We start from the raw sequence: 12,536 nt of genomic DNA, 5'->3' as shown, positions 1-12,536 counted from the left end.
TGTATATACTCACAGTCTGACTGTATAAACAAACAGGGGGCGGAATGAAAGCATTAACTGCAAGGCAGCAGCAGGTTTACGATTTGGTTCGTGATCACATTTCGCAAACGGGTATGCCACCAACACGGGCTGAAATAGCTTCCCAACTTGGGTTTCGCTCACCAAATGCGGCAGAAGAGCACTTAAAGGCGCTTGCTCGTAAAGGTGTGATAGAAATTATCTCTGGTGCATCTAGAGGTATCCGTTTGCTAATGGAAGAAGAGCCAGAAGGATTGCCATTAATTGGGCGAGTCGCTGCTGGTGAACCATTGTTAGCGCAAGAACATATTGAAAGCCATTATCAAGTTGATCCAATGCTATTTAAACCAAGCGCAGATTTTTTATTGCGCGTTAATGGTATGTCGATGAAAGATATCGGTATTATGGATGGCGATTTACTTGCTGTACATAAAACGCAAGATGTTCATAACGGGCAAGTGATTGTGGCACGTATTGAAGATGAAGTGACCGTAAAACGCTTTAAGAAAAGCGGTAATAAAATTGAGCTTCATGCAGAAAATCCAGAATTTTCACCTATTATCGTCGATTTACGCGAGCAAAACTTTACTGTTGAAGGTTTAGCAGTAGGGGTTATTCGTAACGGTGAATGGTTGTAATTTGTACCAAAATAAGTCAACACAACTTATTTTATAAAGATGCAGATGATGGGTAAAACCACAAAATCATCTGCATTTTTCATTTGTAGAATTTCTAGCAGTAATGCAATCAACGAGGCTTATAGTCGCCGGTTTTTTTCTGCTTTAGATTATCATCCATACTGTGATCATGATGACAACCTTCAGGGTGTGTACACTCTTGTGCTTCATGGCACTGTGAACATAACCCATGAATTTCTATTACGCTGTGGCGCAGATGAAATCCACTCTCTTTTGCCAGTAATGAAATCGCATCTTCAATTTTATGGCTGTTCTTTTCAGTGACAGATAAACAACGGTCACAAATTAGCATTACTGACGTATGTTCAACATCATCAAAATGATGACAAAGCACATAACTGTTGGTGGATTCTATTTTATGGATAAATCCTTGCTCAAGTAAAAATTCTAGCCCGCGATATACCGTGGGTGGCTTTGCTTGTGGTTCAACTTGGCGTAATAAATCCAATAAGTCGTATGCGCTGATAGCAGAAGGTTGCTGCATTATCAGACGCAATACTGCCAGACGTTGTGAAGTCAGGCGAACACCTCGTTTCTGGCAGAGCTTTTCTGCCTGAGCGAGCAATTTCTCTTCATTCATGGGGATCAGATGCTCTCAGACGTTGTTAATGATCCAAATCCTATCATATTTTTCAAGAGCAAACCTTTGTGTAAAGTGGGGTTTTGTGAAAATAACCTCGGCTCTTAATTTTCTTTTAAAAGAAGATGCTGATGGAAACAACGATGTTTTGTATCTGAATTGAAAAATTTTCATCTTGTAACGCTATTTTAGAGGATGATATGTAGTGACGATAAGCAACAAAAAACCCAGCCTAAGCTGGGTTAATTTTTTAAAGGTTTTAAGATTAAGCAATCTTAGAACGGAATATCGTCATCAAAATCCATTGGTGGTTCATTGCTTGGCGCTGGCGTTGCTGCGGGTTGTTGTGCTGGGCGAGATTGTGCGCCACCGCTAAATTGTTGTGATGCTTGTGGCTGTTGTGGTTGACCCCAACCGCCTTGACCACCTTGTGAAGGTGCATTATCTTGACCACCACGGCCACCTAACATCTGCATTGTGCCGCCGATGTTAACGACAACTTCAGTGCTATATCTGTCTTGGCCGCTTTGATCTTGCCATTTACGTGTTTGTAATTGACCTTCGATATACACTTGTGAACCTTTACGCAGATATTCGCCTGCAATTTCCGCTAATTTTCCGAAAATTACCACACGGTGCCACTCGGTTTTTTCTTTCATTTCACCGGTTTGTTTATCGCGCCAGCTTTCTGATGTTGCCAGTGTTAGGTTAGCAACTGCACCACCACTTGGCATATAACGGATTTCCGGATCCTGCCCTAAATTACCGATAAGAATAACTTTGTTTACGCCTCTGCTCGCCATGTGAGGTACTCCTGCGAAAGTAAATTTTTTGAAATCATAAGCGAATAAGTTTATCACGTACGCTAAAATTTGAATATGACGAGTAATGAATTTCTCAATTGTGAACATTGTCGACATTTTTCTGTCTCATAATGACGGATTTACATCATCATTCAATTTCACTATATATACTGTATATCCATTCAGTTAACTTTGTGTCATAATTATCCGATTATTTCTTTTTCGGCGACTCTCTCAATCCGGGATATATTCATGGATAAAATCGAAGTACGGGGCGCTCGCACCCATAATCTAAAAAATATCAATTTGGTCATTCCCCGCGATAAACTTATTGTTATTACGGGACTTTCTGGCTCAGGTAAATCCTCTTTAGCCTTTGATACGCTTTATGCGGAAGGGCAACGACGTTATGTTGAATCGCTTTCTGCTTATGCTCGTCAGTTTCTTTCGTTAATGGAAAAACCTGATGTTGATCACATTGAAGGTTTGTCTCCCGCTATTTCGATTGAACAGAAATCTACGTCACATAACCCACGTTCAACAGTGGGAACGATTACTGAAATACATGATTACCTACGTCTTTTATTTGCACGTGTTGGTGAGCCTCGTTGTCCTGATCATGATATTCCATTAGCGGCACAAACGGTCAGCCAAATGGTCGATAATGTTCTTGGGCAGCCTGAAGGTAAGCGCTTAATGCTGTTAGCACCCGTGGTGAGAGAGCGTAAAGGTGAACACATTAAGTTACTGAATAATCTTTCAGCTCAAGGCTATATTCGTGCTCGTATTGATGGTGAAGTGTGTGATCTTTCTGATCCGCCGACCTTAGAATTACAGAAAAAACATACCATTGAAGTGGTGATTGACCGCTTTAAAGTGCGTGATGATCTTGCTCAACGTTTAGCGGAATCTTTTGAAACTGCATTAGCGCTTTCAGGCGGTACAGCGGTTATCTCTGATATGGATGATAACAATGCAGAAGATATTATTTTTTCTGCCAATTTTGCCTGTCCTGTTTGTGGTTACAGTATGAGCGAATTAGAACCTCGTTTATTCTCTTTTAATAACCCGGCCGGGGCTTGTCCTACTTGTGATGGTTTAGGCGTTCAGCAATTTTTTGATCCTGATTTAGTGATCCAAAATCGTGAGATCTCTCTTGCTGGCGGTGCAATAAAAGGGTGGGATCGCCGTAATTTCTACTATTTCCAAATGTTGCGCTCATTAGGTGAACATTATCATTTTGATGTTGAAGCGCCCTTTGATTCTTTGTCTGATAATATTCAAAAAATAATTTTGTCGGGGTCTGGTAAAGAGAATATTGAGTTTAAATACACTAACGATAGAGGTGATGTTGTTGTTCGTCATCATCCTTTTGAAGGTGTATTAAATAATATGGAACGCCGTTATCGCGAGACAGAATCAAGCGCAGTGCGTGAAGAGCTTTCTAAGTATATTAGTAATCGCTCTTGTGCTTCTTGTGGTGGTACACGTTTACGCCGTGAAGCTCGTCATGTGTATGTTGAAAATACGACGTTGCCTGAAATAGCAGATTACAGCATTGGCCATGCAATGACCTTTTTCCAAAATCTAAAGCTTAGCGGTCAACGTGCAAAGATTGCAGAAAAAGTCTTAAAAGAGATTAGTGATCGATTGAAGTTTTTAGTCAATGTTGGTTTAAACTATCTCACGCTTTCGCGTTCAGCTGAAACATTATCTGGTGGTGAAGCACAGCGTATTCGTTTGGCAAGCCAAATTGGTGCTGGGTTAGTCGGTGTTATGTATGTATTAGATGAACCCTCAATAGGGTTACACCAGCGAGATAATGATCGTTTGCTTGAAACATTGATCCACTTACGTAACTTAGGTAATACCGTGATCGTTGTTGAGCATGATGAAGATGCTATCCGTTCTGCTGATCATATTATTGATATTGGCCCAGGTGCGGGTGTTCACGGCGGTGAAATTGTTGCTCAGGGGACACTTGAAGATATCATCAATAATCCGAATTCATTAACCGGTAAGTTCTTAAGTGGTGAGCGCCGTATAGCGATCCCAGATAAACGAGTTCCTGTTGAGCGGGAAAAAATGCTGACGATTTTAGGTGCCAAAGGTAATAACTTAAAAAATGTAAATCTAAAATTACCTGTCGGTTTATTTACCTGTATTACAGGGGTGTCAGGCTCTGGTAAATCAACGCTTATCAATGATACGTTATTCCCTATTGCGCAACGTCAATTAAATGGGGCTACAACTATCGTACCTGCGCCTTATTTAGATGTTGAAGGTTTAGAACATTTCGATAAAGTTATTGATATTAACCAAAGCCCAATAGGTCGTACTCCTCGTTCAAATCCAGCAACCTATACTGGTGTCTTTACACCTATTCGTGAGTTGTTTGCAGGGGTTCCTGAATCTCGTACTCGTGGTTATACGCCAGGTCGTTTTAGTTTCAACGTAAAAGGTGGACGCTGTGAAGCTTGCCAAGGTGATGGTGTTATAAAAGTTGAAATGCACTTCTTACCGGATGTGTATGTTCCTTGTGATCAATGTAAAGGTCAGCGCTATAACCGTGAAACCCTTGAAATTAAATACAAGGGAAAAAATATTCACGAAGCTTTGGATATGACTATCGAAGAGGCAAGAGAATTTTTTGATGCTGTTCCTGCTCTGGCTCGTAAGCTACAAACATTGATTGATGTTGGGCTGTCTTATATTCGCTTAGGACAATCTGCTACAACGTTATCAGGGGGAGAGGCACAACGGGTTAAGTTAGCGAAAGAGCTATCAAAACGTGGTACTGGGCAGACATTATATATTTTAGATGAACCAACAACTGGGCTTCATTTCGCGGATATTGAACTGCTACTCGACGTTCTACACCAATTGCGTGATCAAGGTAATACGATTGTGGTGATTGAGCATAATCTTGATGTTATTAAAACCGCAGATTGGATTGTTGATCTCGGTCCTGAAGGTGGAAGTGGAGGCGGAAAAATTTTGGTGTCGGGTACACCTGAGCAAGTTGCAGAATTTGAAGGTTCACATACCGCAAGATTCTTAAAGCCAATTCTAGAGCGTGGTTATTAATATCACAGTACTTATTCCCTTATAATCTAAGCGCCACAAATAATAATGCCTTTGTTGTTTGTGGTGCTTTTTTCAAGAAAAGTAAATCTCTTATAAATGATAGAATTTAATTCTATTGAAAAACATCTTCTCTTTTCACTGTTCACTTCTTTATGTATTTTTATTTTATTAATCTACTTTTTTATAAAAAAGTAGATTAAATAGTTATTCATGCTGTTTTGTAACACATATTTAACCAAATACGATATAACAAAGCTAAATAGAAAGGATTATCATAGTATATCGTGATAGACAGCACAGTTTATTTGGTGATTTGTTTCAATTGTTATACTTAACTATTATTGTATAACAATATATATTTTATTTTATAAATCAATTGGTTATTTGTTTTTTGAGGATGCATTTGAGAGGAGGTTATTATTTACTATGCTCTTTGAACAGATAATCCTACTTTTCTCCTTAAGGGGGAATTTTTTTCTAAATCATTTCAGGCTATCACGATTTATAACAACTTTTTTCTCCGTAATATTCCCTATCATTTACCCATAATAAATAACACCTGCAAAAAGTAAGGTTATTTTGATATCGCGACGTTAGATAGATCTTTTTACCCCCAAAATTCGTTTTGCTATTAACAATTACAATATAAAAAGTGAGTACTAATATGGAAACGGCTTCCTCAAAAACAGAGACCACAAGCTATCCCGCAACTAGTGCTGGCGCTCGTCGCGCAGGTATGACTGAACAAGAATGGCGCGCAGCTATTAAATTCGACAGCAATGATGTGGGCTGGGTTATCATGAGTATTGGTATGGCTATCGGTGCAGGTATCGTATTTTTACCTGTGCAGGTAGGTCTTATGGGATTATGGGTGTTCCTACTCTCCTCAATTATTGGTTATCCAGCGATGTATCTTTTCCAACGTCTATTTATTAATACGTTGGCCGAATCTCCTGAATGTAAAGACTATCCAAGTGTTATTACGGGCTATCTCGGTAAGAACTGGGGTATTTTATTAGGTGCGCTTTACTTTGTGATGTTAGTGATTTGGATGTTTGTTTATTCAACGGCAATTACTAACGACAGTGCTTCTTATTTACAAACTTTTGGTGTGACGGAAGGATTGTTATCAGAAAACCCATTCTATGGCTTGATCCTGATTTGTGCTTTAGTGGCTATCTCTTCTCGTGGTGAGCAATTATTGTTTAAAGTATCAAGCTTTATGGTGCTGACAAAACTATTGGTTGTTGCTGCATTAGGTTTATCAATGATAGGTATGTGGCATTTACATAATGTGGGCGCGTTACCACCTGTAGGGCGTTTAATTAAAGAAGCCATTATCACCTTACCTTTTACACTGACTTCAATTCTGTTTATTCAAACATTAAGTCCGATGGTTATCTCTTACCGTGGCCGTAATAAAAACCGTGAAGTCGCTCGCCATAAAGCATTACGTGCAATGAACATCGCGTTTGGTGTGTTGTTCTGTACAGTTTTCTTCTATGCAATCTCATTCACGCTAGCAATGGGCCACGATGAAGCCGTTAAAGCCTACGAACAAAATATTTCAGCATTAGCTATTGCGGCGAAATTCTTCCCTGGCGGTTGGGTAACCGTTGTTAGCGTTATGCTTAATATCTTTGCCGTAATGACTGCATTCTTTGGTGTTTACCTAGGTTTCCGTGAAGCAACACAAGGGATTGTGATGAATATTCTTCAACGTTATATCCCGACTGAAAAAATCAACCAAAAATGGGTACAAAACGGCATCATGGTTTTTGCGGTGCTACTCGCATGGGGTGCCATCATCCTTAATGCACCTGTGTTGAGCTTCACTTCAATTTGTAGCCCAATCTTCGGTATGGTGGGGTGTCTTATTCCAGCTTACTTAGTGTACAAAGTACCAATGTTACATAAATACAAAGGTGCATCACTTTATTTGATTATCTTTACCGGTTTACTGCTCTGTGTCTCTCCGTTCTTGGCATTCTCATAGTCGCCAACTTCGGTTCTAGTTAGGCGTTGTTGTTAAAAACTAAATTAATCCAAGGTGTTAGATTATGAGTCAGAACAAGAATTCTCATTTATGGTCACAGTTTGTTCGCCAGCTACGTGAAGGTGTTAAACCTGCAGTAGGTTGTACAGAGCCAATTTCATTAGCACTGGCTACGGCTAAAGCTACCGCACTTTTAGGCGAGCCAGTTGTTCGTGTTGAAGCTTGGGTTTCACCAAACTTAATGAAAAACGGAATGGGCGTAACCGTACCAGGAACGGGAATGGCTGGACTTCCTATTGCAGCTGCATTGGGTGCAACGGGTGGCGATCCAGAAGCTGGATTAGAGGTCTTGCTAAAGGCCTCTGCTGAGGCAATCGCTCAAGCTAAAACTCTGGTTTCTGGCGGTTGTGTCACCGTGGGAGTAAAAGCCCCCTGTGAAGATGTCCTGTATTCAGAAGCTAAAGTGTATGGCCAGTCTGGTTATGCCATTGTCAGTATCGCCAGAGAGCATACACACGTTGTTCGTTGTGAATGTAATGGTGACGTTGTTTTTGAGGAAGATAAAAACGCATTTGCCAATAACTGTGAATGTACTGATGAAAAACCTTTTACTGATGTGTGTGCCGAAGATATCTATAACTTCGCACTTAATGTGCCAGTGAGTGAGATTGAGTTTATGCTCAATGCAGCCTATTTAAACGGTGCATTATCAGAAGAAGGGCTAAAAAACACCTATGGATTAGCAATCGGTCGTACATTAATTCTGCAACAAGAGAAAGGGTTGTTAGGTAAAGATTTACTTAATGAAATCATGATCAGAGCATCAGCCGCTTCTGATGCTCGCATGGGTGGGGCGGTATTACCTGCAATGAGTAATTCAGGCTCAGGCAATCAAGGGATTGCTGCAACATTACCCGTTATGGTGGTTGCTGAATTTATCCATGCTGATGATGAAACTTTATTGCGTGCGTTAGTTTTATCACACTTAATGGCGATTTATGTTCATAGCCATTTTCCCCCCCTTTCTGCTCTTTGTGCTGCAACGACAGCTTCAATGGGAGCCGCTGCAGGAATGGCATGGTTGCTCACAAAAGATTTCACCACAGTGAGTATGTCTATCAACAGTATGATTGGTGATATCAGTGGCATTATCTGTGATGGCGCATCGAATAGCTGTGCAATGAAAGTATCAAGTAGTGCAGCGAGTGCTTATAAAGCCGTATTAATGGCGATGCAAAATCAAAGTGTTGCGGGTACTGATGGTATTGTCAGTGACGATGTCGATAGCTCAATAGCGAATCTCTGTGCATTAGCTAGTCGTGCAATGCAACATACGGATATTCAAATTATTGAGATTATGGAAGAAAAAGCGCGTCGTAATGTTGGGGAAAAGAAGCAAGCTGTCAATATATAAAAGGCGAAAACCTAAAGCGACAGTGATGTTGTGATGCAGTAAAAAGAAATACCTGCTTATGAGAATAGGCAGGTATTTTTATCATGAAATCACGTTGATTGGCTTAAATACTTACAGCAGCGAAAGCTTGGGCTATGCGCTGAACATTTCCTGTATTGACGCCAGCCATACAAACACGGCCTGTACCAACAAGGTAAATACCAAATTCTTCTCGCAATCTATCAACTTGTGCTTGTGTAAAACCGGTATAACTAAACATGCCACGTTGCGTTAATAAGTGATCAAAGTTCTTTTCAGGTAATGCTACTTTTAAAGCATTCACTAAAGTGACTCTCATCTCTTTAATGCGATCACGCATATGTGCTACTTCTTTTTGCCATTGTGCGGTTAATACTTGGTCTGACAGCACTTTGTTGACAATTTGCGCACCATAGTTTGCAGGGCTTGAATAGATACGGCGTACACCCGCTTTTAGCTGACCTAATACATGTTCGCATTCAGTGGCATTATCACAAACAATGGATAATCCGCCTGCGCGTTCACCGTAGATCCCAAATATTTTTGAAAAAGAGTTACTGATAAGTATCGGTAATCCTGCTTTTGCCATAGTCCGAATAGCGTAAGCATCATCCTCTAAGTTTTCGGCAAATCCCTGATAAGCAATATCTAAGAATGGAATGGCTTGGCGAGATTTTAATACTTCAGTGACTTGATCCCATTGATCTTTAGTCAGATCAGAACCTGTTGGGTTGTGGCAACATGGGTGCATTAATACAATGCTTTTTTCGGGTAGTTTTTTAAAGCAATCTAACAGAGCTTCAAATTTTACGCCTTTGGTTTCAGGATCAAAGTAAGGGTAGTGATTCACTTTGAAACCTGAGCCAGCAAAAATAGAACCATGATTATCCCAAGTTGGATCACTTATCCACACTTCTGATCTTGGGAAATAGCGATGCAGAAAATCAGCACCCACTTTTAATGCACCTGATCCACCTAGTGTTTGGATTGTGGCAATTTTCTTTTCTGCAATTAGAGGATTATCTGCACCGAAAAGGAGATCTTGAATTTCGCTACGATAAGGCGCCAGCCCTTCCATTGGTAAATAAAGTGTTGCGGTGGGTGTCATGGCATTGAGTTGCTGACGTGCAACTGAAACTGTTCCTAAAATAGGGGTCTTGCCTTCTTCGTCATAATAAAGACCAATGCTTAAATTAATTTTATCCTGACGTGGGTCTTTGTTATAAACATCCATCAATGAGAGAATCGGATCTCCCGGAAACGCTTCAACCTGTTGAAACACGGCTTCTTCTCCAATCACTTTTAGTGTGTCATAGGGATACAATATCGTGTGTATTATTGTTCGTCTAGGTATTCCATGATGACGCGCGAGGTTAATTTAGTAATCAACTCATAGGCGCTAATACCACTATATTTGGCAATTTCTTCTACGGGCAACACATCTCCCCATAAAATAGCTTCATCACCAACACTATCAATCAGTTCAGTCCCTAAATCGACGCTGATCATATCCATCGAAACACGACCCACAATAGGCACTTTTCGACCATTGATCCACACAGGAGTACCTGAAGGTGCACTGCGAGGATAACCATCACCATAACCAATGGCGATAACGCCAAGATAAGTGTCTTTTTCACTTACCCATGTGCCACCATAACCAACAGGCTCACCGGCTTTATGCTTACGAACAGCGATCAGGCTTGTTTTTAGCGTCATTGCAGGAATTAAGCCAAAGTCTTTTCCCGTTCTTTCATCACCAGTAGGAGAGATACCATAAGTGATAATGCCGGGGCGAACCCACTGATAATGGACTTGAGGCCAAAATAAAATACCAGCAGAAGCTGCGATAGACTTATCACCGGCTTTATCTTGAATAAAATCTTGAAATAGTGAGATTTGTTTTTGTGTCGCCTCAGGAACATCGGGTTCATCAGCACGACTAAAATGGCTCACAATATTGATAGGTTGTTGTACATTTTTGCAGGCGGAAAGCCGTAAATAGAAGGCTTGCGCGTCTTCAGGACGTACTCCTAAACGGTGCATACCCGTATCGATTTTCATCCATACTTTAACGGGTTCATCTAAGTCAGCCTGTTCTAATGCTTCTAATTGTTCTTGGCTATGAACAACGGTTTCAATATGGTTGACGACTAAAATAGGTAGATCAACGACATCAAAAAAGCCTTCTAGCAGGAGAATGGGTTTGACAATACCCCCACTTCGTAAGGTTAATGCTTCACCAATACGTGCAACACCAAAACAATCAGCATTATCCATTAAGGTATATGCTGTTTCTAATAACCCATGACCATAAGCGTTTGCTTTCACGACAGCTATCAGGTGGCTATGTGGGGCATAGTCTCTCACATGCTGAAAATTGTGACGCAGAGCGCGGCGATCTATCACTGCGGTTGCCGCTTTCATATTATTTCAATACTTCCTTTAATTAAGTCAAGGTTAGTGATTATTCATCGTCGTAAGCAGGACCAGCATAGTTATCAAAGCGTGACCATTGACCGTTAAAGGTAAGCCTTACTGTACCAATTGGGCCGTTACGTTGTTTACCGATGATAATTTCTGCAACACCTTTTAAATCGCTACTTTCGTGGTAAACCTCGTCGCGGTAAATAAACATGATAAGGTCAGCATCCTGCTCAATAGAGCCTGATTCACGTAAGTCGGAGTTAACAGGGCGTTTATCAGCACGCTGTTCCAAACTACGGTTTAACTGTGATAGAGCAACCACAGGAACTTGTAATTCTTTAGCTAATGCTTTTAAAGAACGAGAAATTTCAGCAATTTCTAGTGTTCTGTTTTCAGATAATGAAGGTACTCTCATTAGCTGCAAGTAGTCAATCATGATAAGGCTTAAACCGCCATGTTCACGATAAATTCGACGAGCACGAGAGCGTACTTCTGTTGGTGTTAAACCTGATGAGTCATCGATATACATATTGCGTTTTTCAAGTAAAATACCCATGGTGCTTGAAATACGCGCCCAATCCTCATCATCAAGCTGGCCTGTACGAATTCTGGTCTGATCGACACGAGATAATGATGCCAACATACGCATCATGATTTGGTTGCCGGGCATCTCTAAGCTGAAGATAAGTACGGGTTTTTCTTCTGTCATTGCCGCATTTTCACATAAGTTCATGGCAAATGTGGTTTTACCCATAGAAGGACGTGCCGCGACAATAATTAAATCTGATTTCTGTAATCCTGCGGTTTTCTTATCAAGATCTTGATAACCACTTGAAACCCCAGTGACACCATCGTGAGGTTTTTGATAGAGCTGTTCTATTTTTTCAACAGTTTCTTCTAAAATTGTTTCTATTGCTTTAGGGCCTTCGTCTTTATTAGCTCGAGTTTCAGCGATTTGGAATACTCTTGATTCAGCAAAGTCGAGTAGATCTTCACTGGTGCGTCCTTGAGGATCAAAACCGGCATCTGCAATTTCGTTGGCAACTTTTATCATATCGCGAACAACCGCACGTTCTCGGACGATATCCGCATAAGCGTTAATGTTCGCCGCACTTGGCGTATTTTTTGAAAGCTCAGCTAAGTAAGCAAATCCCCCCACGCTGTCTAGTTCGGCATTTTGTTCTAATGCTTCGGATAATGTAATCAGGTCAATAGGTTTACCTAATTCCAGTAAGCGTTGCATTTGCGAGAAAATAGTACGATGAGGTCGACTATAAAAGTCTTCTGCGGTAACACGTTCAGAAACATTATCCCAACGTTCGTTATCTATCATCAGACCGCCTAACACGGACTGCTCTGCTTCCAGCGAATGGGGAGGTAGCTTTAATCCCTCCATTTGTCGGTCTTTGATATCAGACATCAGCTTGTCAGTGGTCTTATTTCTGGCCATAAATCCTGCATAAAAATCGAAAAAGTATCAGTACGCTCTAGTATA

General features: G+C 40.7%; 9 protein-coding genes. 4 read left to right on the top strand and 5 right to left on the bottom strand.

What is annotated here, in order from left to right:
• Nucleotides 1-44: 44 nt before the first annotated feature.
• Nucleotides 45-656, top strand: a complete 612-nt coding sequence (gene lexA, locus GWJ05_RS04250) for a transcriptional repressor LexA (protein ID WP_036934582.1) — start codon at nucleotides 45-47, stop codon at nucleotides 654-656.
• A 109-nt stretch (nucleotides 657-765) separates the two neighbouring features.
• Here the strand turns inward: lexA and zur are convergent, their stop codons facing one another.
• Nucleotides 766-1,296, bottom strand: a complete 531-nt coding sequence (gene zur, locus GWJ05_RS04245) for a zinc uptake transcriptional repressor Zur (protein WP_036934579.1) — start codon at nucleotides 1,294-1,296, stop codon at nucleotides 766-768.
• Between the two features lie 275 nt (nucleotides 1,297-1,571).
• A complete protein-coding gene (gene ssb1, locus GWJ05_RS04240; protein WP_036934577.1) occupies nucleotides 1,572-2,099 on the bottom strand; it encodes a single-stranded DNA-binding protein SSB1 in 528 nt (175 codons plus the stop codon).
• Between the two features lie 252 nt (nucleotides 2,100-2,351).
• Between ssb1 and uvrA the strand changes: the two genes are divergently transcribed.
• The 3 genes from uvrA (at nucleotide 2,352) to GWJ05_RS04225 (ending at nucleotide 8,596) form a co-directional block, all read left to right on the top strand.
• Nucleotides 2,352-5,186 (top strand): excinuclease ABC subunit UvrA, encoded by a 2,835-nt coding sequence (gene uvrA / locus GWJ05_RS04235; RefSeq protein ID WP_161681097.1) that lies wholly within the window; start codon nucleotides 2,352-2,354, stop codon nucleotides 5,184-5,186.
• A gap of 664 nt (nucleotides 5,187-5,850) precedes the next feature.
• Nucleotides 5,851-7,182 carry an amino acid permease gene (locus tag GWJ05_RS04230; protein WP_036934573.1) on the top strand — a complete coding sequence of 444 codons (1,332 nt, stop codon included), beginning with the start codon at nucleotides 5,851-5,853 and terminating at the stop codon, nucleotides 7,180-7,182.
• A gap of 64 nt (nucleotides 7,183-7,246) precedes the next feature.
• Nucleotides 7,247-8,596: an L-cysteine desulfidase family protein gene (locus tag GWJ05_RS04225; protein WP_103005140.1), complete on the top strand. Its 1,350-nt coding sequence runs from the start codon at nucleotides 7,247-7,249 to the stop codon at nucleotides 8,594-8,596.
• Between the two features lie 103 nt (nucleotides 8,597-8,699).
• On the opposite strand, the gene GWJ05_RS04220 is transcribed toward GWJ05_RS04225, so the two are convergent.
• From GWJ05_RS04220 to dnaB, 3 genes are read right to left on the bottom strand one after another with little or no spacing between them, the layout of a single operon-like run.
• A complete protein-coding gene (locus tag GWJ05_RS04220; RefSeq protein WP_087803323.1) occupies nucleotides 8,700-9,896 on the bottom strand; it encodes an amino acid aminotransferase in 1,197 nt (398 codons plus the stop codon).
• Nucleotides 9,897-9,949: 53 nt separating this feature from the next.
• Nucleotides 9,950-11,041, bottom strand: a complete 1,092-nt coding sequence (gene alr, locus GWJ05_RS04215; protein WP_036934569.1) for an alanine racemase — start codon at nucleotides 11,039-11,041, stop codon at nucleotides 9,950-9,952.
• A gap of 40 nt (nucleotides 11,042-11,081) precedes the next feature.
• Nucleotides 11,082-12,491 carry a replicative DNA helicase gene (gene dnaB, locus GWJ05_RS04210; protein WP_161681095.1) on the bottom strand — a complete coding sequence of 470 codons (1,410 nt, stop codon included), beginning with the start codon at nucleotides 12,489-12,491 and terminating at the stop codon, nucleotides 11,082-11,084.
• Nucleotides 12,492-12,536 lie beyond the last annotated feature (45 nt).

This window comes from Proteus sp. G2626, assembly GCF_009915985.1.
In the GTDB taxonomy this organism is placed as follows: domain Bacteria; phylum Pseudomonadota; class Gammaproteobacteria; order Enterobacterales; family Enterobacteriaceae; genus Proteus; species Proteus vulgaris.
Note: the sequence above shows the minus strand (reverse complement) of the source record. Positions and strands in the feature narration are given on the sequence as shown.